The organism is Pseudomonas asgharzadehiana, assembly GCF_019139815.1.
Taxonomy (GTDB): Bacteria; Pseudomonadota; Gammaproteobacteria; order Pseudomonadales; family Pseudomonadaceae; genus Aquipseudomonas; species Aquipseudomonas asgharzadehiana.
Genome location: NZ_CP077079.1, coordinates 2,829,675 through 2,853,342 on the forward strand (window position 1 = coordinate 2,829,675; position 23,668 = coordinate 2,853,342).

At 61.5% G+C, this 23,668-nt stretch carries 19 protein-coding genes; 7 read left to right on the plus strand and 12 right to left on the minus strand.

Translation table 11 applies throughout. The annotated features are described in order from the left end of the window. Positions 1–44: 44 nt before the first annotated feature. Entirely contained in the window at positions 45–1,004 is a 960-nt protein-coding gene (locus KSS96_RS12875; protein WP_065878290.1) for an alpha/beta hydrolase, read from the plus strand. Positions 1,005–1,059: 55 nt separating this feature from the next. Here KSS96_RS12875 and KSS96_RS12880 read toward each other — a convergent pair whose 3' ends face one another. The 7 genes from KSS96_RS12880 to pvdM form a co-directional block, all read right to left on the minus strand. Beyond that, positions 1,060–1,335: a bacteriocin immunity protein gene (locus tag KSS96_RS12880; protein WP_065878292.1), complete on the minus strand. Its 276-nt coding sequence runs from the start codon at positions 1,333–1,335 to the stop codon at positions 1,060–1,062. Position 1,336: 1 nt separating this feature from the next. Further along, the gene (locus KSS96_RS12885) at positions 1,337–3,052 is read right to left on the minus strand and encodes a pyocin-S2/colicin E7-DNase domain-containing protein (RefSeq protein ID WP_068934733.1); all 1,716 of its coding nucleotides are present in this window, start codon (positions 3,050–3,052) and stop codon (positions 1,337–1,339) included. Positions 3,053–3,280: 228 nt separating this feature from the next. Beyond that, on the minus strand, positions 3,281–5,695 hold the full coding sequence (locus KSS96_RS12890; RefSeq protein ID WP_065878296.1) for a TonB-dependent siderophore receptor: 2,415 nt from the start codon (positions 5,693–5,695) through the stop codon (positions 3,281–3,283). A 272-nt stretch (positions 5,696–5,967) separates the two neighbouring features. After that, positions 5,968–7,620, minus strand: coding sequence for a cyclic peptide export ABC transporter (locus KSS96_RS12895; protein WP_065878297.1), 1,653 nt, complete (start codon positions 7,618–7,620; stop codon positions 5,968–5,970). A 117-nt stretch (positions 7,621–7,737) separates the two neighbouring features. Beyond that, positions 7,738–8,610 (minus strand): dihydropyoverdine dehydrogenase, encoded by an 873-nt coding sequence (gene pvdO / locus KSS96_RS12900; RefSeq protein ID WP_017530296.1) that lies wholly within the window; start codon positions 8,608–8,610, stop codon positions 7,738–7,740. 31 nt (positions 8,611–8,641) lie between these two features. Beyond that, the gene (gene pvdN, locus KSS96_RS12905; RefSeq protein WP_017530297.1) at positions 8,642–9,910 is read right to left on the minus strand and encodes a pyoverdine-tailoring periplasmic protein PvdN; all 1,269 of its coding nucleotides are present in this window, start codon (positions 9,908–9,910) and stop codon (positions 8,642–8,644) included. A 19-nt stretch (positions 9,911–9,929) separates the two neighbouring features. Continuing rightward, positions 9,930–11,273 carry a pyoverdine-tailoring dipeptidase-like protein PvdM gene (gene pvdM, locus KSS96_RS12910; RefSeq protein WP_017530298.1) on the minus strand — a complete coding sequence of 448 codons (1,344 nt, stop codon included), beginning with the start codon at positions 11,271–11,273 and terminating at the stop codon, positions 9,930–9,932. 142 nt (positions 11,274–11,415) lie between these two features. On the opposite strand from pvdM, the gene pvdP reads away from it, so the two are divergent. Next, a complete protein-coding gene (gene pvdP, locus KSS96_RS12915) occupies positions 11,416–13,041 on the plus strand; it encodes a pyoverdine maturation tyrosinase PvdP (RefSeq protein WP_217856393.1) in 1,626 nt (541 codons plus the stop codon). Positions 13,042–13,052: 11 nt separating this feature from the next. Here pvdP and KSS96_RS12920 read toward each other — a convergent pair whose 3' ends face one another. Continuing rightward, on the minus strand, positions 13,053–14,273 hold the full coding sequence (locus KSS96_RS12920; RefSeq protein ID WP_135196525.1) for a methionine gamma-lyase: 1,221 nt from the start codon (positions 14,271–14,273) through the stop codon (positions 13,053–13,055). Between the two features lie 123 nt (positions 14,274–14,396). On the opposite strand from KSS96_RS12920, the gene KSS96_RS12925 reads away from it, so the two are divergent. The 5 genes from KSS96_RS12925 to KSS96_RS12945 all read left to right on the plus strand — a co-directional run bounded on the left by KSS96_RS12925 (position 14,397) and on the right by KSS96_RS12945 (position 19,117). Further along, complete coding sequence (locus KSS96_RS12925) at positions 14,397–14,867, plus strand: Lrp/AsnC family transcriptional regulator (protein WP_017530301.1); 471 nt, start codon at positions 14,397–14,399, stop codon at positions 14,865–14,867. Between the two features lie 100 nt (positions 14,868–14,967). Further along, entirely contained in the window at positions 14,968–15,558 is a 591-nt protein-coding gene (locus KSS96_RS12930; protein ID WP_065878303.1) for an antibiotic biosynthesis monooxygenase, read from the plus strand. Continuing rightward, positions 15,555–17,393, plus strand: a complete 1,839-nt coding sequence (locus KSS96_RS12935; RefSeq protein WP_135196526.1) for an amidohydrolase — start codon at positions 15,555–15,557, stop codon at positions 17,391–17,393. Before KSS96_RS12930 ends, KSS96_RS12935 begins: the two co-directional genes overlap by 4 nt. Before the next feature lie 29 nt (positions 17,394–17,422). Then, entirely contained in the window at positions 17,423–18,040 is a 618-nt protein-coding gene (gene ycaC / locus KSS96_RS12940; RefSeq protein ID WP_017530304.1) for an isochorismate family cysteine hydrolase YcaC, read from the plus strand. 195 nt (positions 18,041–18,235) lie between these two features. Then, positions 18,236–19,117, plus strand: coding sequence for a LysR family transcriptional regulator (locus tag KSS96_RS12945; RefSeq protein WP_017530305.1), 882 nt, complete (start codon positions 18,236–18,238; stop codon positions 19,115–19,117). Here the strand turns inward: KSS96_RS12945 and KSS96_RS12950 are convergent. From KSS96_RS12950 to KSS96_RS12965, 4 genes are read right to left on the minus strand one after another with little or no spacing between them, the layout of a single operon-like run. Continuing rightward, positions 19,104–20,063, minus strand: a complete 960-nt coding sequence (locus KSS96_RS12950) for a D-isomer specific 2-hydroxyacid dehydrogenase family protein (RefSeq protein ID WP_065878308.1) — start codon at positions 20,061–20,063, stop codon at positions 19,104–19,106. The two genes, KSS96_RS12945 and KSS96_RS12950, sit on opposite strands and share 14 nt — an antisense overlap. Then, a complete protein-coding gene (locus KSS96_RS12955) occupies positions 20,060–21,229 on the minus strand; it encodes an acyl-CoA dehydrogenase family protein (RefSeq protein ID WP_065878309.1) in 1,170 nt (389 codons plus the stop codon). Before KSS96_RS12955 ends, KSS96_RS12950 begins: the two co-directional genes overlap by 4 nt. A 37-nt stretch (positions 21,230–21,266) precedes the next feature. Beyond that, the gene (locus tag KSS96_RS12960) at positions 21,267–22,622 is read right to left on the minus strand and encodes an LLM class flavin-dependent oxidoreductase (protein WP_065878311.1); all 1,356 of its coding nucleotides are present in this window, start codon (positions 22,620–22,622) and stop codon (positions 21,267–21,269) included. Positions 22,623–22,633: 11 nt separating this feature from the next. Beyond that, the gene (locus tag KSS96_RS12965) at positions 22,634–23,608 is read right to left on the minus strand and encodes an ABC transporter substrate-binding protein (RefSeq protein WP_017530309.1); all 975 of its coding nucleotides are present in this window, start codon (positions 23,606–23,608) and stop codon (positions 22,634–22,636) included. Between the last annotated feature and the right edge of the window lie 60 nt (positions 23,609–23,668).

A 23,668-nucleotide genomic window follows, 5' to 3' on the forward strand; every position in this document is an offset into this window, starting at 1 on the left:
CCGGGCGAGGCACCACGCCCGCCCGGCTCAGCGAGTGTTTTTATATGTCATTGAATCCTGATATCGCCGCGTTTCTTGAGTTGGTAAACAGCGGTCGCGCGGCGGGAAAAAACCTGGCGATGCATCAGTTGTCGCCTGAAGAGGCGCGAGCACAATTCGACCTTTCATCGCAGATGATGGACGCCGGTGCCGCCGACCTCGAGCAGGTCGACAGCGTGAGCATCCCGACCCGTGATGGTCAGCGGTTGGCTGCGCGGTTATACAGTGCCCGCCCACTGAGCCCAGCCACGCCTTCGGCGGCCGTGCTGTACTTTCATGGTGGTGGTTACGTGGTCGGCAGCCTTGATTCTCACGATGCCCTGTGTCGCGCCCTGGCTGAAATCGCCGGCTGCGCGGTGGTGTCCGTGGCTTACCGATTGGCACCGCAATGGCGTTTTCCCACCGCCGCCCACGATGCCGCAGACGCCTGGCAGTGGCTGGTAGAGCAGGGCGCCGAGTTGGGCATCGACACCCGCCGCCTGGCGCTGGCCGGTGACAGCGTTGGCGGTAGCCTGGTGGCGGTGTTGGCCACGCAGTTGGCCGCCGAACGCGCGGCGGTCCAGCCACGCCTGCAAGTGCTGATTTACCCGGTGACTGACGCCAGCCGCAGCACACCCTCACTGGAGCGTTACGCCTCGGGTTACCTGCTGGAAAAAGACACGCTGCAATGGTTCTACGGGCTGTACGAGCGCGACGTCGCCGATCGCCGCGACCCACGCTTTTCACCGCTGCTCGGCGCGGTGCCTCCAGGCCTTGCGCCAACGTTGATGGTGTTGGGCGAATGCGATCCGCTGCACGACGAATGCCTGGCCTACGCTGCGCATCTACGCGAGGGCGGGGCGTTGGTAAAGGTGACGGTGTACCCGGGCATGACCCATGACTTCTTGCGCATGGGGGCGATCATTGACGAGGCTGAGCAAGCGCAGGAACAGATCGCGCAGGCGTTGCGGGAGGTATTCGCGTAACGGTTGGAGGAGGAGCCGGCTCCCTGCCGTCACGTGCGGTAGGGAGCTTGTAGGTTCAGGGCTGTTTGAAGCCGGGTTTGCCGTTGGCGGCTCGCCATTTTTTGACGACGTTAAGAATGCCAGCAGGGCTATCCTCTACGCCTTCTGCCGGATAGAAGATAAGGCCATTTTTTTCTGGGTGTTCTGTGACTTTCGTAAAGTGGTTTGCGAGTGTATTGATGTGTTTTCCAAGTGCGTCATCCTCAAGGTTGTGTTTGTTTGTAAAAAACTCCTCAAGCAGTTCGAGGAATTCAGCCTCTGTGTAGTCCTCGTACTTTTCTTTCAATAGCATGTTATTGATCCCCTTTTTTTGAGTGGGTTTGGATGTGCAGCCTAGGTGTCATGATGCGCATGTTGTCAATGTCGTATACAGCCCCGGAGGGGTGAACGGGAATAATATGATGAATTTCAAATTGGCCACGTCCACCAACTTGTTCGCTGGGAATTGTGAAAGGAGACGTTCCATTTTTAATCAGCGTCCTGTTCGCGCCTTTGAATTGAGCCGATAGCACGGGGTCAAGAGATACTATAGTCCAAAAGAATTTTCGGAAACTTTTGAAGTTTTTAAACTCTTTCCCCTTCAATTGATCAGCAAGTTGCGATGCGATAGCCGCGCCTTCCCCTCGCGATGCAGCATCCAACCAGTTGCCCGTTACAGGTTGTCCATTTCCTGTCACCACCCCAGGATCCTCCCGTCTATCCTTGAACATCACATAGATTGGAGGGATTCCCGAATCTGCAGGGAACACTGTGATGAAATCATCAAAGCTGGCTTCGACTACTCCAGGGAATATATCTGTTCGCCCTTCAATGGGCGTTACCGTGGCGCCGGGGTAGATCGCAGGTTCACTCTGTTCGGCGGGTGTGGTGGACGAGTTATTGCCCGGCTCAACGATAGGCGTCCACGTCAGGGTACGGGGCGGTGTGTTTGCCGTCGTGACGCTATACAGATTTTGTTGCGCGTCATAGGTCGCTGCCAAGACGTTCACGCGCGAAGGCAGTATGGCCCCATCGGTCTTGACTACGAAAACTTCTGATTGCCCGTTGGCGGCGGTTTTTGAGCTGAGTCGATAAGGCAAGTCAATCGTGCCACCTTCCGCCGCAATAGCGCTTAGATCATCCGTTGTATCGGGTAGGAGGTCTGAGAGCGGGGTACTGAACGTGTAGCGTTCGGGCAATTCGCCATTCGCGAGTTTTGGCGAGTAGAAAAGTGCTGAAATACCCACGATAAGTCCAGCGCCGACACTGGCAACCAAACCATTGAGTGCGGCGATGGCCGCACTGACCGCAGCGCGAAGCGAGAGTGTGGTTGTCTCCACCGAAATCACGGTACCGGCGGTGGTGACAAGCAACGCACCGGCCTTTGCCGCTGGGCCGGATACAGAAAACCGGTTGGCCGCTTGAATCTGGCGCGCCTCAAGCAATGCCTGTCGTGCCGCCGCTGCTTGCGTGTTGAGCACGTCAATTTGTGCTTGGATCAGTTTAGCTGCATAAGCCGCTTGATATGAACGAATGAAGCTGGCGTGATTCCTATCTCTTCCTTGACGGCCAAGTTGAGTGCCGAATGTACCGACTACATTCCTTCGAGTATCTGTCAACGGGTCTTTATAGAAATAAGCACTGACAATACTCTTTTGAATTTCAAGCTCCGTGCTTTTCGAGGCTGTCAGTTTGTTGATGGCTTCCAGTCGGAGGTTTATTTTCTCCATTGGCAACTGGCTACCGGTACCAGCCGTCCCTTCAAGTTCGGTAAGCGTAGCCTCAGTGGCTACTAACAGATTTTTATCGTTTTTATCGATCTCGGCTATGTAATGAGTGTCCAATGTGTCAATAAGTTTGTTGGCCGTAAGGTCAATGGCTTTTATAGTTCGGACTTCATTATTGATCTTGGTTGCATTGGCCCCACTACCCCCGCTGCCGATTCCGCCAGGAATAGTAATGGGTAATTCATTTACGGCATTGATTTCAGTAAGGCCCAACTCAATGGGCCCTTCACCTGATCCTGACATAGGACTCTCCTTGGTACGAATTTAAGTTCTTGTGAGAAATCGAATGTCCGGGTTTTAGGCGTTTATTGCTACTGTCCGTTCGGTCAGGTTGTGATGCATTTTTAATGCGTGTCTGTTGTCCCGTTAAACCTCACGTTGAATATCGCAACCAATAAAAAGGCGCATCAGCCAAGCTGATGCGCCTTTTTATTGAGAGGGGCTCCTGAACTACCGGAGCCCGAGGTGTGATCAGAAGTTGTATTTGAACGACGTCATCAGGTTTCGTGGCGCGCCGTAAACCCCGGCGCTGGTGGTGGAGTAGTACTCCTTGTCGAACACGTTGTTCAGGTTGACCGATGCCGACAGGTTCTTGGTGATGTCGTAACGCGCCATCAGGTTGGTGACCGCATAGCTTTTCTGCTCGTAGTACTTGAGGTCGAAGCCGGTTTTGCTCTGCCAGTTGATGCCGCCGCCGACGGTCAGCTTATCCAGCGGACCGGTCAGGCGGTACGAGGTGAAGGTCTTGAAGCTGTGGCGCGGAATCTGGGTCGCGATGCGCTTGTCATCCTGGTCGGTGGAGACGCTGTAGGTGTAACCGCCCGCCGCTTGCCAGCCTTCGGCCAGTTCGCCGTTGAATTCCCATTCCACGCCCTGGGTGGTGGTGCCCTTGCTGGTTTTGTAGGCTTGCCAGCCGGACGGGGTAAGGTTGCTGCCATCGGCAATGCCCAGGTTGTCCTGTTCGACCTTGAACAGGGCCAGGCTGGTGTTGAGGCGACCTTCGTTGAATGCCGCTTTCACGCCGGCTTCGTAGCCGGTGCCTTCCAGTGGGTCGAGGTAGGAACCGCTGGTGGTCTGCAACGACTGCGGGTTGAAGATCTTGGTGTAACTGGCGTACACGGACCAGATCTCGCTCAGGTCGTAGACCAGGCCGGCGTATGGGATGGTGACCCCGGTTTCCTTACGATTGGATTGGGTCACGTCGCCCGAGAAGTAGCGGGTCTCGTCGTCCTGCTTCCAATCGATTACGCGGCCACCGACGATCAGCGTCGTGTCATCGTTGAGGTGAAAGCGCGACGTCAGGTAGGCGCCGTACTGGTTCTCTTCGAAGTCCTGGCGGCCGGTATTGACGAAGTCCGGCTTGGCGACATTGCCGTTCCAGTCGCCGATCGCGCCAATGGTGCCGTCGTAGCTGCCGCCGGGACGAACCCAGCCGCCGTAGTCCGGTGCGTTTTCGTTGCGGATCTGCGACAAGGTCACGCCGGTGATCAACTCGTGCTCACGACCAAACAGTTGGAACGGACCGGTCAGGTAGGCATCCACTGCGTTCTGGATCGGGTTGCCCTGGAACTTGTTGGGCATGACGTAGGCACCCAGGCCGGTGGTCTTGTCGATGTCTCCCGCCAGGTAGACGATTTCTGAGTCGTATTTGTTTTCGTTGCGGCTGTACTCGACCTTGCCGCTCCAGCCGTTCTCGAACTGCTTTTCAAGGGAGGTGAAGAAGGTGGTTTGCTCGTGGTCGTAGTAGGACCAGTCGGCGCTGGTGTTGAACGAACGCTTGAAGTCGGTAAGGCTGCCATCGCTGTATTTGAGCGGGAAGCCGCTGCGCGGTGGCTGGTTAGTGTGCTGGGTCTGGTAGCTGAAACCGACGGTCAGCAGCAGGGTGTCCGACAGGTCGAATTCAGTGATGCCGTAGACCAGGTTGTTGTCTTGCTTGTAGCGGTCGATCCAGGCGCCCTGGTTCTTGTAGTCCACTACCAGGCGGCCGCGGATATTGCCGGTCTCGGTCAACGGGCCGGACACGTCGACGCTGGCGCCATAGCGGTCCCAACTGCCGGCTTCACCGCCAATGCTCACCTGGGCCACGTCGGTGGGGCGCTTACGGATCATGTTGATCGTGGCGGACGGGTCGCCCATGCCGCTGATAAGGCCAGTTGAGCCACGGACCACTTCGATGCGGTCATACATGGCCGTGTTCTGGGTGTAGTTGTCCAGACGCGAGGAGGTGGGCACGCCATCGATTTCATAGTTGTTGATGGCGAAACCGCGCGAGTAGTAGCTGTCGGTATCGGCGCCCAGGCCTTCACGCACCACGGTAATGCCGGAAACGGCTTCCAGGGTATCGGTCAGGTTGGTCAGGTGCTGGTCCTGAAGACGTTGCTGGGTGATCACGGTGATCGATTGCGGCGTTTCCTTGAGCGGGATATTCAGCCGGGTCGAACTGCTGGAGGAGTCCGTGGTGTAGGAGCCAGTACCTTCGGTGGTTGAGCCGGGTGCCTTGCCGGAAATGCTGATGGCACCCAGTTGCAACGAAGAGCCGGTACCGGGCGGTGTCAGCGAAATGGTGTTACCGGTTTGCTGATAGTTGATGCCGCTGCTCCCCAGCAGGGTATCAAGTGCCTGTGCGGGCTCAAGCGTGCCGTTCACCGGTGCCGACTGCAGCCCCTTTACCGTGTCAGCCCCGTATAGAATTTGCAGGTCGGCTTGATGGCCCAAGGCCTGCAACGCACTGGAAAGGGGTTGCGCCGGAATATTCAATGCAACAGGAGTGGCCTGGGACTGACTGGAGGCCAGCACCATGCCCACCATGGCGCTGGCCAACAGGGTTTTCTTGAATATCGGTCGTAGGGCGGTTGTCGCAGAGCAGCTTGGAGTTGGGGTGTTCATTGCGTGAAAGGGCTCCAGTGGTGTCTTGGCAGACTTTTAGTTAATAAGAATTATTATTAGACGCGCCGCGTAAGCAAAACCGGATCAAAAGCTCCAAAAAACCAGCTAAAGGGAAACAGGCAATAGCGACGGCGAAGACGTGGTGCGTCGGTACTGTTCTTCGCTGCTGTTAAATACGAGCCAGGTACGCAGCAATTTAGCCCACCCATGAAAAAGCCCCTGGAACACCAGTTCCCAGGGGCTTTACTGACGCGCCTGCGTGCCGGTGCCGATCAGGCCACGGCGTCGGCCTCGACCCGTACCCTTCCGGCTTCCATTCTGACCAGTTGATCGGCGGCATCGAAATAGCGGTCATCGTGGGAGATCACGATGATGGTCTTGCCCAGGCGCTTGAGGTCGGGCAGCAGCTCAGTGTAGAAGATCCGTCGGAACGTCGGGTCCTGGTCCGCGGCCCATTCATCGAACACCAGTACCGGGCGTTCTTCCAGCCAGGCGTTGACCAGGGCCAGGCGTTTGCGCTGCCCGGTCGACAGGTCGGTGGTAGTGAAATTGCCGTCCTTGACCCTGACTTTGTGGGCGATCTCCAGGCGCTCCAGGTATTTATTGGCGTCCTCGGGGATTTGCTGGTCGCCCTGCACCACATCATCGAACAAGTAGTAATCGGCAAACACCGTGGTGAACAGCTGGCGATATTCATCGCGATTGGTCGGATCGATGGGCTGCCCGTTCAGCAGTATTTCGCCCTGTTGCGGCGCGTAAAGCCCCAGCAGCAACTTGATCAGCGTGGTTTTGCCACAGCCGTTTTCGCCGACGATAAACACGATATCGCCCTGGCGAATACTCAGGTTGACCGGGCCGAGGGTAAACGGCGCGTTGCCGTCCACGGCCGGGAAGGTGTAGCTGACATTGTTCAATTGCAGGCTGTGCACCGGGCAGGCTTGCTCGCCTTGAGCATTGAGCAGCAGGTGCGGCTCGGGCGATGAAAACTGTTCGGACAGTTGGGCGATACGACCAAAGGCGATTTTTGCCCGGCTAACGATTGGCAGCGTGCCTATCAGGTGTTCCAGCGGGCCTTTCATATACAGCAGCACCAGTACGAAACCGCTCATCACGGTTTTGTCCGCGCTGGGCCACAGTGTTTGCAGCGCGAGTGCCATGCCGATGACCACGAAAAACAGCATCGAGCCGAAGGTCTTGGCGATCACAAAGGTGTTGATCGACCGCACCTGGGTCTTGCAGATGAAGTCGGCGGAGGCCTGGATGCCCGACACGAACATGCGTTGGCGGCGCGGGCGGTTGATGCGCAGCTCTTTGGCACCCTCGGCAATGGCGTTGTAGTGTTTTTGCAACTCGTCCTCGGCGTCCCGTGCCGCCATGAACCCCTTGATACCCGCACCCTGGGCCAGGAACTGCACCACCGTGCCGATGATGATCGCCACCACCAGCAGCAGGAACATAGGCCATGAAAGCATGGCCAGGTAGCCCATGCAGCCGAGGGTGACGGTCAGGGAAATGGCCAGGGGGGCGAAGGCGAAGGCGAAGTCGCTGATAGTGTCGACATCGTGGGTCAGCACCGGGATCAACCTGTGGCTGCGATAGCGCTCGATTTGTTCGATCGGTGCCGAGAGGACTTTCTCCCCCAGTTCTTTGCGCAGCTTGGCGATGATGTGCTGGCCTACGTAGTTGGTGCCGATATCCGAGCAGATCGAACTGAACAAGGCCATCAGGCAGAGCCCGCCAAACAGCAGCACCACGGCTTGGGTCAGACCGGTTTCAGCATGCAGCGCGCTGTTGATGGTCGCCAGCAGCGTGGTCACGCTCAGGCCGCCAACCATGCCCAGCAGGATGGACAGGATGACCACCCATCGAAAGGGTTTCAGTAGGGTGAACAATTCATGAATTGCACCGCGCTTGGGCTGGGACATGACGGGTGAGTTCCTTGGGGATCGAGACAGATACCCAGTGAAACGTCTGGCCAGGCGCTAAATTTAGCCGCTCGCCGATGGCCGGCGAGGGATTTTTTCGACCAGGCTCAAACCCCGTCAGAGATCACGCACAACCCTGAACCCGATCCAGTCCCCCCGCGTCTGCGGGTAGATCGTGTTGCGGTTGCCCGAGCGTGAAAATACCGGCGCCTCGCCCCAGTCGTTGCCGCGAATCTGATACCCCTCGCAATTGGGTTCCACCCACGCGCTGCCGTCGGTTGGCGCGCCGATGTAGTTGGCGTGCTCACAGTCGGCGACGCGCTCGTAGACGTTGCCATGCATGTCGTACATGCCAAATGCGTTCGGCGGGTAGCTGCCCACCGGTGACGAATAGCTGTAGCCATCCGCAGGGCCATAGGTGTTGGCGTGCTTGGCGATGCTGTAGCCCTTGCCTTCATCGAAAGGGAAGGGGAAGGGGCCGGTCGAGCCGGCGCGTGCGGCGTATTCGCGTTGGGCCTCGCTGACCATGTGGTACGACTGCCCGGTTTTTTTCGACAGCCAGGCTACGTAGTTTTTTATGTCGTCCATGTCCATGCACACCGCCGGCTGGCGTGGGCCTTGCGGGTAGCGCGGCTTGCTGGCGATGCATTCGCGACCGGGCCGGGTGTCGCCGTCAGCGATTTTTACGCCGGTCTGGCGCACATAGCTGTCCCACTCCGCGGCGGTGACGTGGAAGCGGCTCATGGCGAACGGCTTGGCGAAGGTCACCTCATGCATCGGGCCTTCATCCGGTTCGCGGCCGACTTCGTCTTCCGGGGTGCCCATGGTGAAGGTGCCTGCGGGCAGCACCACCATTTCCGGGCAGTCCTTGCAGTCCTTGAACACTTTGCCCGGTTGTGGCGCGGCGGCCTGGGCCAGGCTGGGCAGCAGGGCGCCGCACAAGGCGGTCAGCGCCAGGGCGGTCAAGGGTTTGAGTCGGGCTGGGATCATCTGAGCCTCTCGTTCAAAGGGAAAGTGGGTGTCATGCGCGCTGGCGTAGCAGGCTCATGAAACGCTGGATTTCATCGGTGTTGTTCAGCAGGCCGGGGGCGGTGCGGATCACCGGGCCGACATCGCGTTCCACCGCATCGATCACCACGCGGTTTTTCATCATGTGGGCCACGACTGCGTCGCTGTCCCGGCCCTTGACCCGGAAAAAGGTGAAACCGGCGGACAGTTCGGGGCTGCGCGGCGTCACCAGTTCGACCTGTGGCTGTGCCAGCAATTGATCTTTGAGTTCGGTATTCAGCGCATGGATGCGTGCCTGCACCTGTGCCTTGCCCAATTGCAAATGCAGCTTGAAGGCCTCGTCGGCTGCCCAGCGATGCTCGAATGCGTGGTAGCCGCCGGGCGTCATGGTGGTGGCAAAGTCCTGGTCTTCGGAGAACGTGGCCACCATCGGTGTGACGTACTTGTTTTCGGCTTCGCGGGCACAGACCAGGCCGGTACCCCGCGGGCCGAACATCCACTTATGGGTGCCTGCGATGAAAAAGTCGCAGTGCATATCGGGGAAGTCGAGGTTTTCCACGCCAAAGCCGTGCACGCCGTCGACCACATACAGGATGCGATCCTGCTCGTCGCGGTGGCGGTTGTGTTCGTGCACCAGCTTGCCGATTTCGCCGATGGGCAGTTTCACACCGCTGCCGGACTGCACCCAGGTCATGCCCAATACGCGGGTATTGGGGCGAATGGCGCGCTGGATGTTGCCCAGCACTTCATCGGTGGACACCTGGTTGGCGCTGTTGAACAGCGCTATCCGGCGCACCTGAGTGCCTTGCTTGAGCGCGCGAAAGTCCAGCACGCTCTGGGTGGCGTAATGCTCGTGTACGGTGGTGAGTATCTCCTGCTCCGGCCGCAGCTTGATCCCGCCATAGATCATCGCCAACCCTTCGGATGTGCTGCCGGTAAGGGCGATCTGCGCGGGCGTGGCCTTGAGGTAGCGACCGGCCCACTCACGCACCTGGCCTTCGCGTTTCCAGGTTTCCTGCAGGTCCCAGTCCATCGCCAGCCCAGGGTTGCGATCGATCTGCGCGCGGTAGCGTTCGATGGCATCGCGCACCGGCTTGGGGTGCGAGGCCAGCAGAAAGTTGGAGAAGTGCAGGTAGCTCGGGTCCTGGTTGAACAGCTGCTTGAACCCCGTCCATGGGTCTTGCGGCGTGGCGGCCTGGGCAGGAGGCAAGAGGGCGGTGCCCAGCGGCAGGCTGGCGGCGATGACGCCGGCCTGCTTGAGAAACGTACGGCGGTTAGTCATGGGCTTACTTCGCGCAGGGTTAACGATTGGCCAATGGCTTGGCGGCTTTTTGTACCTGGTCCCACACCCGCAGGAAGTTGCCTCCCCACAATTTGGCGATATCAGCCTCGGAGTAGCCACGCTGGATCAGTTCGGCGGTGACGTTGCGGATTTCGCCGACATTGTTCCAACCGTCGATGCCGCCGCCGTCGTTGAAGTCCGAAGACAGGCCGACATGGTCGATACCGATTTTGCGCACGGTGTAATCGATCGCGTCGCCGAGGTCCTTGAGGGTGGCTTTGGGTTCTTCATCGAGGATGGCGTACAGCGCGCTGGCGTACTCACCGAACTTGTGTTCGGGCCAGGCCGCAATGATCGCGTCGCCCGGCATAAGGGCCATGGCCAGGTTGGGCAGCGGCGGCAAGTCGAAGCGGGCACGCAGGGCGTTGAGCTTGTCCTGGGTCGGCTGGCTCAGCGGGCGCAGGTAGGCGGAGAAGGCCACGATCTGCACCACGCCGCCGCTGTGCTTGATCAACTGCAACTCCTTGTCGCTGAGGTTGCGCGGGATATCCACCGCCGCCCGTGGCGCCGAGTGGGACGCCACCATTGGCGTGCGGCTCAGCTGTGCCACTTGCTCCAGGGCCTTGGTCGACATCTGCGACACATCGATGATCACGCCCAGGTCGTTGAGGCGCTGCACCGCTTGCTTGCCGATGTCCGACAGCCCGTCGAGCGCGTCCACCGAGTCGTTGAAAAACGGCAGCGGGCGCGACGAGTCCGACCAGGCGTTATTGCCCACATAACTGAAGCCGAACATGCGCATGCCGCGCGCGGCCCACAGGTCCAGCTGGTTCAGGTCGTTGCCCAGGGGGTAGGCATTGAGCATGCTGATGAAAATCGCAAATTTGCCTTCGCCGTGCAGGCGCCGAAAATCATCCGGGGTATAGGCGATGGCGACCTGATTGGGGAAGTCGCGCACCAGGCCGCTGATGATCTTGTAGCGCACGTCCTGTTCGTGGCGCGCCGCTTCGACAAACCCTTCGGTGGGCTTGTGCGGTGCGTTGGCGCCGTTCCAGATTTCCGGCCAGCCGAAGATCGTCAGGGCGGCACCGGACAAGCGGCCGCGACTGGCCTTGGCCAGGTCGAACTGGCCGCTGCCGTCCTTGTCCGCCTCGTTGCCGGCGGTGCCGAAATCCACCGGCACGGTGATATGGCTGTCGAACGACAGCAGGCGGTCCTGCAGCTCATTGGCCTGCTTGATCACCTCCAGCGGGTAGCCGGCGTTGCCCTTGAACCAGTGATCCCAGACCAGGTAACCGGCCCCGATGGCCAGTGCCAGCGGCAAGCCGATATACAGCGCCTTTTTCGAACGTGGTTTTGTCATTGCCATCTCAGTCAGTTGAGGCCTTCGCTATCAGGGAAGAACGAGTGCTGGGCGCTTAAATTTAGGCGCCGGCCGGTGGGCGGTAAATTTCCCCGGCCTGCAAACGTTCTAGCTCTGATAAAACCGTTTCCTAAGGTAGACAATGACCATCTCTCGACGTGGGTTCATCGCAGGCCTGGCGCTGACCGGCGCGGCCGTGCCGGCAGCCTTCTATGCCCATCGCGAGTTGACGCGTGCGGAAGAGTTTCCGATCACCCCCGGCGAAGCCACGGTAGACCTGGCCGACACCGCCGGCCAGCAGTTGGCGAACAGCTTGCGTGGGGTCTGGAGCCTGCGCCTGGAAGGTCGTGATGCGGGCCTCAAAGGCTTGCCGTTGCAAGGCCTGGAGCTGATGCTCGACATCGCCCCCCGTGGCCGTGGCCTGCGCGGCTACCTGGATACCGCCGCCCACCTGCGTGCCGACGGCGAACCGCGCTACCGCGTGCTGGGTGACGTGCTGACGGGCGAGGGTGCCTTGCTCTATTGGCGCCTGATCGATCGCGATGCGGCCGATGGCGCGCCCGCCTATGAGTTCAAGATGACCCTCGACGAGGTCTGGGCCGACTTCGGCAATGCCGGCAGCGGCACGCTCAGCGGCCAGATCCTGGACCTGAATCGCGCCCTGGCCCTGACGGAGCGGGACAACCGTTTTATCGCCCACAAGCAGGTGTTTCCCGAAGCCCGCGAGCGTATCGGCCTGAACCCGACCCTGCTGGCCTGGCTGATCGCCCCCGAGCACCGGCTGTTCCACCAACTGTGGCACGCCACTCGCGACCAGTGGCACAAGCTCTCCGAAGACAAGCGCGACGCCCTGCGAGGCATTGGCTGGCAACCCGGCCCCCGGGGCAAGGAACGCGACGCACGGGGCAAACACAAGGACCGTAACGGTTCGGGCATCGACTTTTTTTTCATGCATCGGCATATGCTCGGCACGGCGCGCGCCCTGCAGGATTTGCCGTCGTGGCCGGCGTTTCCCGAGCCGCAGCCGGCGCTGGAGCGCGACCGCCTGGGTTTCGTGCGTTATTTCGACAACCACGACGGCTTCGCGCTGCCGCCCACCTGGTCGGCGCCGGACGACAGCGAATACACCCAATGGGTCAGCGACATAAAGGCGGCCGAGACCTACCACAGCAACTTCCAGGTCTGGGAATCCCAGTACCGCGACCCACGCTACCTGGCCAGATTCACCCTGGGGCAACTCGGTTCCGAAATGGAGCTGGGCCTGCACGACTGGCTGCACATGCGCTGGGCCTCGGTGCCCCGCGACCCTTCCAACGGCGCGCCCGTGCCTTTTGCCCGCGACCCTGCGGACTTCGCTGCGCGTTGGTATGCGGCGGAAAACGACTTCCTCGGCGACCCGTTCTCCTCCCACGTCAACCCGGTGTTCTGGCACTTCCACGGCTGGATCGACGACCGTATCGAAGACTGGTATCGCGCCCACGAGCGCTTCCACCCAGGCGAGGTCAACCGCCTGGAGGTCAACGGCGTGGCCTGGTTCGCGCCGGGGCGCTGGGTCGAAGTCGGCGACCCGTGGCTGGGGCCCGACACCCATGGCTGCAGTACCACGCCGGGGTTGCAGATTGGGCGCTCGATGGAGATGGCCCCGGAAACCATGAAGCTCGCGCTGCGCATTACCTTCGGCGCCGATGAAGACGCGCTCAAGGGCTTGTTCAAGCGGGTGCCGCAGCGCCCCTGGTACGCGCGGCATTTGAAGGTGAAGGCGACCTGAGGCCTTTTGGGTTACGGCGTCGCCGCACAAGCGCGGGTGCACGTGGCCAGGGCTTGCTGCACGTCCGCCAGCAGGTCGGCGACGTCTTCCAGCCCGACCGATAAGCGCACCAACCCCTCGCTGATACCGTGGTGCGCGCGTTCCTGCGGGGTGTAGGTGGAGTGGGTCATGCTCGCCGGGTGCTGGGCCAGGGATTCGGCATCGCCCAGGCTGACCGCGCGTGTGAACACCTTGAGGGCATTCATGAAGCGTCGGCCGGTGTCGATCCCGCCCTTGAGCTCGAAGGCGATCATGCCGCCGGCCTGGCTCATCTGCCGCGCCGCCAGTTCGTACTGCGCGAAAGAGCGCAGGCCGGGGTAGGTGACCCACGCCACGGCCGGGTGCGCCTGCAAGGCCTCGGCCACTGCCTGGGCATTGCTGCAATGGCGGTCCATGCGCAGGGCCAGGGTTTTCAGACCGCGCATCAACAGGGCCGCGTCCTGGGGCGACATCACCGCGCCGGTCAGGTCCTTGAGCCCTTGCAGGCGAATACGCTGGGCCAGGGCCTGGCAACTGACGGCGATACCGGCAGTGATATCGCCATGGCCACTGAGGTACTTGGTGGCCGAGTGCACCACCACATCGGCGCCCAGTTCCAGGGGGCGTTGCAAGTAGGGCGTGCAATAGGTGTTGTCGATCACCACGGTCACATTCGGCTGTTGGTGGGCGAGGGCGGCTACTGCGGCGATATCCACCAGTTGCAGGGTGGGGTTGGCCGGGGTCTCGCAGTAGACCATGCGCGTGGCGGGGCTCAGCGCCGCTTGCAGGGCGGCCAGGTCGGTGAGGTCGACATGGCGCACCTTGATGCCGAATTCGCCGATGCCATGGTGCAGCAGGGCAAAGGTGCAGCCGTAGAGCGTCTGGCTGACGATCACCTCGTCGCCCGGGCGCAGCAGGGTCCAGAACGTGGCCGCAATCGCCCCCATGCCGGAACTGAACGACACCGCCGCCTCACCGTTTTCCAGGCTGGCCATGCGCGCTTCCAGCAGCGCCAGGGTCGGATTGGAAATGCGCGTATAGAAGTGGCCGCAGGCTTCACCGGCAAAACAGGCCGCGCCATATTCGGCGGTGGGAAAGGCAAATGTGGCCGACAGGTAAATCGGCGGCACGAGCGCGCCATGGTGGTCCTTGGGGTCGTAGCCGTGGTGGATGGCGCGGGTGGAAAAGCCGAATGCAGGGTGTTTATTGTTCATGTCGGGCGCTCCTTATTTCCTACGATGCTATGCTCATAACGGCAGATGAACATTGCAAAATTTGCCGAAAAATCCCGTGTCCTGGGACGAAAATCCTCAAAAAACCATGAATAGAGGCAAATCATGCCCGTCACTCTGGACCGTACCGACAAAGCCTTGTTGAACGCCCTGCAAGGCAATGCCCGTTTAACCGTGGCCGAGCTGGCCGAGCGCGTCTCCCTGACCACCTCCCCCTGCTGGCGCCGGGTGCGCAACCTGGAAGACAGCGGGGTGATCAGCGGCTACCAGGCGATCCTCTCGCCCAAGGCGCTGGGTTATGGGGTGACGGCGTTTGTGAGCATCATGATGGAGAGCCATACCCAGGAAATCGCCCGAGCGTTCGAGCAGCGGTTGTTGGAAATCCCGGAGATAGTGGCGTGCCATAACGTGTCGGGGCGCTATGACTTTTTGCTGGAAGTGGTGGCCACGGACCTCGAATCGTTTGGTGAGTTTGCGCGGGAGGTGTTGCAGACGTTGCCTTGCGTTAAGGAGATCTATTCGAGTTTTTCTTATAAGTCGGTGCGGGCGTTGCGGGTGATTCCGTTGCCGGGGTAGCCGTGGTTTCACTCCAAACAGCACGTACATCCAATTTTCCCCAGCCCCAACCCCGGCAAACTCCCCTCATCGCTGAAACATCAAGGCAGAGGGGCACCCCATGGACCCAGCAGCAAAAACAGGGCCTGACGAAGTCGTCACCCTGGTGGTCAAACACCTGATCAAACAAGGCCAGGAAGCCAACTACGAAGCCTGGCTACGCCGCATCGTGCGTATCGCCGGCGAGCGTCCCGGCCACCTCGGCGTGGATGTGGTACGCAGCCGGCAGAACGGCCTGACGCTGTTCACCTGTGTATTGCGCTACCGCTCCACCCATGACCTGCAAACCTGGCTCGACTCCGCCGAACGTAACACCCTGATCGCCGAAGCCTCGCCCATGCTGGCCGACGGCGACAACACCGAAATCGGCGCGGCCAATGAGTTCTGGTTCTCGCCCCTGGCCGACAGTGCGGCCAAGCCGCCGCGTTGGAAGCAGGCGGTGGTCAGCCTGTGTGTGATTCTGCCGCAAACCCTGCTGCTGCCCTTTATCTGGGGCCCGATCCTGCGGTTGCACCCGTTCCTGTCCAACTACGTGGTCTCGACCTTCCTGGTCACCCTGACCATCGTCCTGCTGGTGGTCTACCTGCTGATGCCGGCCGCCACCCGCCTGTTCGCTCCCTGGCTCGAAGCCTCTGTAAAGGAAACCCTATGAACGCCGATCTGATTCTGTTCAATGGCCAATTCCACACCGTGGACCGTGAAAACCCGCGCGCGACGGCCGTCGCCATCCGCCAGGGCCGCTTCGTTGCGGTCGGTACCGACGGTGAAGCCATGGCCCTGAAGGGGAGCGGCACCCAGGTGATCGACCTCAAGGGTCGCACCGTCATCCCGGGGCTCAATGACTCCCACCTGCACCTCATCCGTGGCGGCTTGAACTACAACCTCGAACTGCGCTGGGAAGGCGTGCCATCCCTGGCCGATGCCTTGCGCATGCTCAAGGACCAGGCCGACCGCACCCCCACGCCACAATGGGTGCGCGTGGTCGGCGGCTGGAACGAATTCCAGTTCGCCGAAAAGCGCATGCCCACCCTGGAGGAACTCAACCAGGCCGCCCCGGACACCCCGGTGTTCGTATTGCACCTGTACGACCGTGCCTTGCTCAACCGTGCCGCCCTGCGTGTGGCCGGCTACACCAAGGACACGCCGAACCCGCCGGGCGGCGAGATCGTGCGCGACAGCAATGGCAACCCCACCGGCATGCTGGTGGCGCGGCCCAACGCGATGATTCTGTATTCGACCCTGGCCAAGGGCCCGAAACTGCCGCTGGAATATCAGGTCAACTCGACCCGACAGTTCATGCGCGAACTCAATCGCCTGGGCCTCACCAGCGCTATCGACGCCGGCGGTGGTTTCCAGAACTACCCCGATGACTACGCGGTGATCGAGCAATTGGCCAAGGACAAACAGCTGACGGTGCGCATCGCCTACAACCTGTTCACTCAAAAGCCCAAGGAAGAACTCAGCGACTTCAAAAACTGGACCGGCAGCGTCACCCTGCACCAGGGCGACGACTACCTGCGTCACAACGGCGCGGGCGAGATGCTGGTGTTTTCGGCGGCGGACTTCGAAGACTTCCTCGAACCGCGCCCGGAGCTGCCATTGACCATGGAGCAGGAACTGGAGCCGGTGGTGCGCCACTTGGTGGAGCAACGTTGGCCGTTCCGTCTGCATGCCACGTACGACGAATCCATCTCGCGCATGCTCGACGTGTTCGAGAAGGTCAACCGCGACATCCCGTTCAATGGCCTGCCGTGGTTCTTCGACCACGCCGAAACCATCACGCCGCAAAACATCGAGCGCGTACGTGCCCTGGGCGGCGGTATTGCGATCCAGGACCGCATGGCGTTCCAGGGCGAATATTTTGTGGAGCGCTACGGCGCCAAGGCCGCCGAGGCCACGCCGCCGATCAAGCGCATGCTCGCCGAGGGTGTGCCGGTAGGCGCGGGCACCGACGCCACGCGAGTGTCGAGCTACAACCCATGGACCTCGCTGTACTGGATGGTCAGCGGGCGCACCGTCGGTGGCCTGGAACTGCACGCCGAAGGCCTGCCGCGCCTCACCGCGCTGGAGCTGTTCACCCACGGCAGCGCCTGGTTCTCGTCCGAGCAGGGCAAGAAAGGCCAGATCAAGGTCGGCCAATTGGCGGACGTTGCGGCGCTGTCGGCGGATTTTTTCAGCGTCGATGAAGAAGCCATCAAGTGGATTGAATCGGTACTGACCGTGGTCGGCGGCAACGTGGTGTACGGCGCCGGCGACTTCGAAGATTACGCACCGCCGCGCGTGCCGGTGCTGCCCGACTGGTCGCCGGTGGCCAAGGTGCCGGGCCACTGGCGCCCCAGTTCACCTTTGCAAGCTCAAGTACACCAATGCAGTGGCCCCTGCGGCGTGCATGCCCACGGCCATGAAAAAGCCCGCCTTTCCAGTGTGCCGGTCAGCGACTTCCAGGGCTTCTGGGGTGCGTTTGGCTGCTCATGCTTTGCGTTCTGACTATTAAAAACCCACGAAGGAGTTAACCCATGACTTACAAACGCTTGAACAAAGACGATGCCGTCGTACTGTTGGTCGATCACCAGACTGGCCTGATCTCCCTGGTACAGGATTTCTCCCCCAACGAATTCAAGAACAACGTGTTGGCCCTGGCCGACGTGGCCAAGTTCTTCAAATTGCCGACCATCCTCACTACCAGCTTTGAGAGCGGCCCCAACGGCCCGTTGGTTCCCGAGTTGAAAGAGCTGTTCCCGGACGCGCCGTACATTGCCCGTCCTGGCCAGATTAATGCTTGGGACAACGAAGATTTCGTCAAGGCGGTAAAAGCCACCGGCCGCAAGCAGATCATCATCGCCGGTGTAGTGACCGACGTATGCGTAGCGTTCCCAACCCTGTGCGCCCTCGCCGAAGGCTTTGAAGTGTTCGTGGTCACCGACGCTTCCGGCACTTTCAACGAAACCGTGCAACAAGCCGCCTGGGCGCGCATGACCGCTGCCGGTGCGCAACTGGTCAACTGGTTCGCCGTGGCCTGCGAGCTGCAAGTTGACTGGCGCAACGACATGGAAGGCCTGGCCAACCTGCTGTCGCCGCGCATCCCCAACTACCGCAACCTGATGAACAGCTACTCGGCGTTGACTGCCAAGTAATTCGGTCTCAGAGCTGTAGGCAGTCCCTTGTGGGAGGGGCGGTGCGACGATTCGACTTGCTCCCGATAACGGTGTATCAGTCATTGATGCTGAGACTGACCCACCGCTATCGGGAGCAAGCTCCCTCCCACATTTGATTTGTGGTGTTGCGACTATCCAGTTATAAATCCAATAAATGTCCACCGAGAAGCGACAATGAACCCCTTCGAAGACATGCGTCTGTTCTGCCAGGTCATGGAGTCCGGCAGTTTCACCGCTGCCGCCGAGCAACTGGGCCTGTCCAAGCAGTTCGTCAGTCGCCGCCTGATCCAGCTGGAAGACCGCCTCGGCGTACGTCTGCTCAACCGCTCCACACGTCGCCTGGATATCACGCCGCTGGGGCAGAGTTACTACGAGTCGGCCTTGCGCCTGCTCGGTGAAGTCGAACAGGTGGAGCAGGGTATCGCCGGCCAGAACAGCGAACCGCGCGGCACCATTCGGCTGAGCGCGCCGTTGTCGTTCGCCATGGCGCACCTGGGCTGCCTGTTGCCGTTGTTCCTGCAGCGCCACCCGCAAGTGTCGGTGGAAGTCGACCTCAGCGACCGCCCGGTGGACCTGATCGGCGAGGGTTACGACCTGGTGCTGCGTATCGGCATCCTGGAAGATTCCACCCTGATTGCCCGCCGTATTGCCAGTATCGAACGCGTCTACTGCGCCAGCCCCGGGTACCTGGCGCTGCGTGGCACGCCGCAAAAACCTGAAGACCTCGCCGAGCATGACTGCCTGCCCTATGGTCATGGCCGCCAGGTGCAGTGGCGCTTCAAAGGCAAGCTGCAGGCGCTGAATGTCAGCGGTCGCATGCGCGTGAACAACGGCGATCTGCTGCGTGACACCGCCATTGCCGGCTTAGGTGTCACGTACTTGCCCACCTTTATCGTCGGCGATGCGTTGAAGGACGGTCGCCTGGTCACGATTCTCGAAGATTTTGCGCCTGAGGCCCTGACCTTGTCGGCGGTGTATCCCCAGCACCGGCAGAGTTCGCGACCGGTACAGGCGCTGGTGGCGTTTCTGCGCGAGCGCCTGGCTAGCGGCTGTTGAGCGGCGCAGTGACGAGGTTCTCCAGGGCCTGGCCACGGAGGTAGCGGTGCAGGTTGGCCAAAAACGTATCCGCGATCTCCTGCCGGCTGTTGGTTGAAATCGCCGATGTGTGTGGCGACACACGCACCCGTGGGTGGCTGTACAGCGGGTGCCCGTCCGGCAAGGGTTCCGGCTCGGTCACGTCCAGTGAGGCGAGGCCGATCCGGCCGTTGTCCAGTGCTTCGAGCAGCGCCTCCTGATCCAGCAGCCCGCCGCGCGCGATGTTGATCAGGTGCAGCCCTGGCTTGGCGCCGGCCAATACGTCGCGGTCGACGATGTTGCGGGTGGCCTCGTTCAACGGCGCCGCCAGCACCAGGTGGTCGGCGCGGGCGAACAGATCGTGGATGTCTCTGGCGGCTTCCACGCCTGGCGCAAAAGGCGCCTGGCTGTGCCGCAGCGCTATCACCTTGATGCCCAATGCCTGGGCCTTGTGCGCCAGGCGCTCACCGATCGCGCCAAAACCGAAGAGGCCCAACGTGGTGCCCTTGAGTGGGCGCAATGGGGTGAAATTCCAGTGTGAGTCTTTCACCCAAATGTCCGGCAGATGCTTGGATGCGGCAAAAATCGCCGCCAGGGCGAATTCGGCCAGGTTGTCGGCGGCGCTGCCGCGCGAGGTGGTGACCGGCGGGCCGTTGAACAGCCATTGCGGATAGAAGTCGATGCCCGATGAAACCAGATGCACCCATTGCGCGCCGTAGGGCCAGCCCGGTGGTGGGGTGTTTGGGGCGGTGTAGCCGCGCACGTTGATCGGGCGCAGCAGCAGGATATTCGCGTGGGGCGGCAGGTCGCTCGGTACCCCGATGGGCACGCCGATTACCTGGGCCTGGGGATGCAGCGACGCCAGGCGTTCGCGGATCACCTGGTTGAAGTCCTCGTCCAGTTGGCTGGCGATAATCACCTGACTCATGCGCGTACCTTCTGGCGTTGGGCGAACACGGCTTTGCCGACGCCTTGCAGCACGGCGTCGTTCTGTGGGGTATGCACGCGGCTGCACAGTACGTCGCGGTAGTGCCGCTGCAACGGGCTGTGGCGCGACAGGCCGGGGTTGCCCGAGGCCTCGATGGCCAGCTCCACCGCGCGAATGGCGTTATGGGTCACCAGGTACTTCAACTGCGCCGCATGGGCCGCCGGGGTATGGCCTTCGGCGGCGGCGTCGAGCAGGCTGCGGTTGGCAAACAGCAGGGTGTCGATATGCCCAACGGTTTCCTGGAAGCGCGGCAGGGTCGACAGCGCGGCACCCAGGTTGGACGGCTGGCGCTCTTCCAGCCAGTTCACCAGCCAGTCGCGCGCGGCCTGGGCCACGGCGTCATACACCGAGGACAGCAACACCGACATCCACAGCAAGCCTTCGGCATCCAGCTCGGGTTGCGGCGCGCTCCAGGGGCTGACGCTGACTGCGTGATCCAGCGGCACCAGCACGTTGTCGAGCACCACGTCATGGCTGCAGGTGGCGCGCATGCCCAGGTGGTCCCAGGTGTCGATGATGCGGATGCCGGGGCTGTCCTTGGGCACCAGCCAGGTGCCCACCAGCGGGTCGGCGTCGTCGCTGCGCGCCCAGACGCTGAACCAGCTGAGGCCATGGCTGCCGGTGGAGTAGATCTTGCGCCCGCTGATCCGCCAGCCCTCGGCCGTGCGCACGGCGGTGGTTGCCGGCAGGCCGCCACGGGCCGGGGTGCCGAGGTCGGGCTCGACGCGCAACGCGTTGATCAGCGCGCCGTTGCGTACCGCTTGCGTCGCCACTTGGGTACGCAGGTGCGCAGGCCAGCTCTTGCTGTCTTGCAGGCGCGTGTGTTGCAGGTATTGCATCACCAGGATCAACGCCGTGGACGGCTCGCCCTTGGCAATTGCGCTGATCGCCCTGCGTGCCTGGGGCAGGCTGGCCCCACTGCCGCCCAAGGCCTTGGGCACCGTCAGGGCGAGCAGGCCGTGCTCGTGCAACCGTTTGAAATTGGCATGGGGGAAGGCGCCGCTTTCATCGTACTGCGGCGCGGTGTCGGCCAGCTCAAGGGTGAGACGTTCGAGCAGGGCGTCGAAGTGCGCGACTTCCACGGAGCGTAAGGACGGTTGGGTCATAACAAGTACTCGGTCAAAAAAAGGGCAGGGGCATTGTTCAAGCCAATGCCGTTTGCGGGGCGTGGACGACGCTGTAGCGATTGGCCGGCACTGCCAGGCCGAGGTTGTCGCGCAGGGTCTGGCCGCTGTATTCGCTGCGGAACAGGCCACGCTGTTGCAACACCGGCACCACCCATTCGGTGAAGTACTGCAAACCGTCCGGCAGCACCGAATTGATGATGAAACCATCGCTGGCGCCGGCCTCGAACCACGCCTGGATCGCATCGGCGACCTGCTCCGGGGTGCCGACAAAATCGCGCTTGGGCCGCGAGAAACGCAAGGCCACTTCGCGCAGGGTCAGGCCTTCGTCGCGCGCCAGTTGCTTGATGCGATCGGAGCCGCCTTTCTGGCTGTTGGAGCCCAGGTCACCGAGTTCCGGGAAGGGTTCGTCCAAGGGGTATTGGCTGAAGTCGTGGTCGTTGAACGGGCGGCCGAGGGCGACGATGGCGTCTTCCACGGTGACCAGGTCCACGGCTTGCTGATAGCGGCTTTCCACTTCAGCGGCGTCGCGGCCGACAATCGGGCGAATGCCGGGCAGAATCGACAGGCTGTTCACGTCGCGGCCAAAGCCTTTGGCGCGGCGCTTGAGGTCCTGCGTGTAGGCCAGGCCTTCCTCGATGCTCTCCACATGCACAAAGATCGCGTCGGCGTTTTCGGCGGCGAAGTTGCGCCCGTCCTCCGAGGTGCCGGCCTGGAAAATGGCCGGCTGGCCCTGGCGCGAACGGGCGATATTCAACGGCCCTTTAACCGAGAAAAACTCGCCCTTATGGTTCAACGCATGCAGCTTGTGCGGGGTGAAAAATTCGCCGCTGTGCTTGTTATAGGTGAAGGCGTCGTCTTCCCAGGAGTCCCACAGGCCCTTGACCACATTCAGGTGTTCCTTGGCGATGCGATAGCGCACGGCATGGGGTGGGTGTTGGGCTTTACCGAAGTTATCGGCGGTGCCGCTGAGCCAGGAGGTCACCACGTTCCAACCGGCGCGGCCGCCGCTGATATGGTCCAGGGAGGCAAACTGGCGCGCCACTTGGTAGGGCTCGGTGTAGCTGACGGTCACTGTGGCGACCAGGCCGATATTCGTCGTCAGCGCGGCCAATGCCGACAGAATGGTCAGCGGCTCGAAACGGTTGAGGTAATGCGGGCTGGATTTGGCATGGATATGCAGGCTGTCGGCGATGAACACAAAGTCGAATTTGGCGGCTTCGGCCAACTCGGTCTGCTGCTTGTAGAACGCAAAATGGGTGCTGGCATTTGGTTGCGCCTGCGGGTGGCGCCATTCGCCCCAGCCGTGGCCGACGCCATGCACCATGGCCCCCAGTTTCAAATGCCGTGGTGTGGATGGATGTGACTGGCTCATGTTCTGCTCCTTCAGCGCGAGGCTTGATCGTTGGGGGTACGCGTGGCGTTAAAGCGCTTGTCGAAGCCCTGGGACACGTCGATGTGGCGCGGCAGCAGGCCCTCTTTCTGGTAGGTGTCGGCGGTGGCTTGCAGGCCACGGATCACGCTGTCGTCAATCGCGACCGGAGACAGATGGGTGTCCTTCGCCACTTCGATGTGCACCGCCAACGGCAGGCCGGTGATTTTTGCCTGGGCGGCGGCGTATTCCTCGGGGTGGGTGTTGGCCCAGGCATAGGCGCGATCGACGCGGGCGACGAAGTCCTCCAGTTGCGGGCGCTTGTCGGCGATGGCTTGGCTGGTGGCGGCGAAGTACAGGTGATTGCTCAGCAACTGCTTGCCGCTGACCAGTACCCGCGCATGGCTTTGCGAGGTGACCACGGTGGTGTAGGGGTCCCAGGTGGCCCAGGCATCGACGGTGCCGTTATCCAGCACCAGGCGGGACTCGGCGGGCAGCAGGAAGATGAATTGCACGTCCTGGCTGGTCAGGCCGGCGTCGGCCAACGCTTTGATCGCCAGGTAATGCCCGATGGAGCCGCGCCCGGTGACGATCTTCTTGCCCTTGAGATCGGCCGCCGTCTTGATCGGCGAGTCCTTGGGCACCACCAGCGCCGTGGTGTTGCGGCCTTCGGCGTGGATGATGCGCACCACCTTGAGCGCGGCACCGGCACCCAGGGCGAACACGTACGGCGCATCGCCCAGGGCACCCACATCCACCGCGCCGGCATTCAGGGCTTCGCCCAGCGGCGAGGCGGAAGGGAATTCCGACCACTGGATGGTGTAGGGCACATTGTTGGTTTCGCCTGAGGCTTCCAGCAGTGCCTTGATCGTGGATTTCTGATTGGCCACCCGCAACGGTTGCAGGTCGGCGGCGTGGGCGGTGGTCGCCAGGCCGACGGCCAGGGCGGCGCTCAATAGCAGGCGTTTGAAGGGCGTGGCGAATGTCATGGGCGATAGGCTCCAGGCAGATATTGAAAGGTGTGGTTACCTCCGCCGGGAAAGGGGTCG

Coding starts and splice junctions, on each gene's coding strand:
- KSS96_RS12885 (WP_068934733.1), bottom strand. CDS start 3,052: ATGTCAGGATCAGGTGAAGGGCCCATTGAGTTGGGCCTTACTGAAATC.
- KSS96_RS12895 (WP_065878297.1), bottom strand. CDS start 7,620: ATGTCCCAGCCCAAGCGCGGTGCAATTCATGAATTGTTCACCCTACTG.
- KSS96_RS12935 (WP_135196526.1), top strand. CDS start 15,555: ATGAACGCCGATCTGATTCTGTTCAATGGCCAATTCCACACCGTGGAC.
- pvdO (WP_017530296.1), bottom strand. CDS start 8,610: ATGATCCCAGCCCGACTCAAACCCTTGACCGCCCTGGCGCTGACCGCC.
- ycaC (WP_017530304.1), top strand. CDS start 17,423: ATGACTTACAAACGCTTGAACAAAGACGATGCCGTCGTACTGTTGGTC.
- KSS96_RS12965 (WP_017530309.1), bottom strand. CDS start 23,608: ATGACATTCGCCACGCCCTTCAAACGCCTGCTATTGAGCGCCGCCCTG.
- KSS96_RS12880 (WP_065878292.1), bottom strand. CDS start 1,335: ATGCTATTGAAAGAAAAGTACGAGGACTACACAGAGGCTGAATTCCTC.
- KSS96_RS12920 (WP_135196525.1), bottom strand. CDS start 14,273: ATGAACAATAAACACCCTGCATTCGGCTTTTCCACCCGCGCCATCCAC.
- pvdN (WP_017530297.1), bottom strand. CDS start 9,910: ATGACTAACCGCCGTACGTTTCTCAAGCAGGCCGGCGTCATCGCCGCC.
- pvdM (WP_017530298.1), bottom strand. CDS start 11,273: ATGACAAAACCACGTTCGAAAAAGGCGCTGTATATCGGCTTGCCGCTG.
- KSS96_RS12925 (WP_017530301.1), top strand. CDS start 14,397: ATGCCCGTCACTCTGGACCGTACCGACAAAGCCTTGTTGAACGCCCTG.
- KSS96_RS12875 (WP_065878290.1), top strand. CDS start 45: ATGTCATTGAATCCTGATATCGCCGCGTTTCTTGAGTTGGTAAACAGC.
- KSS96_RS12955 (WP_065878309.1), bottom strand. CDS start 21,229: ATGACCCAACCGTCCTTACGCTCCGTGGAAGTCGCGCACTTCGACGCC.
- pvdP (WP_217856393.1), top strand. CDS start 11,416: ATGACCATCTCTCGACGTGGGTTCATCGCAGGCCTGGCGCTGACCGGC.
- KSS96_RS12950 (WP_065878308.1), bottom strand. CDS start 20,063: ATGAGTCAGGTGATTATCGCCAGCCAACTGGACGAGGACTTCAACCAG.
- KSS96_RS12960 (WP_065878311.1), bottom strand. CDS start 22,622: ATGAGCCAGTCACATCCATCCACACCACGGCATTTGAAACTGGGGGCC.
- KSS96_RS12945 (WP_017530305.1), top strand. CDS start 18,236: ATGAACCCCTTCGAAGACATGCGTCTGTTCTGCCAGGTCATGGAGTCC.
- KSS96_RS12890 (WP_065878296.1), bottom strand. CDS start 5,695: ATGAACACCCCAACTCCAAGCTGCTCTGCGACAACCGCCCTACGACCG.
- KSS96_RS12930 (WP_065878303.1), top strand. CDS start 14,968: ATGGACCCAGCAGCAAAAACAGGGCCTGACGAAGTCGTCACCCTGGTG.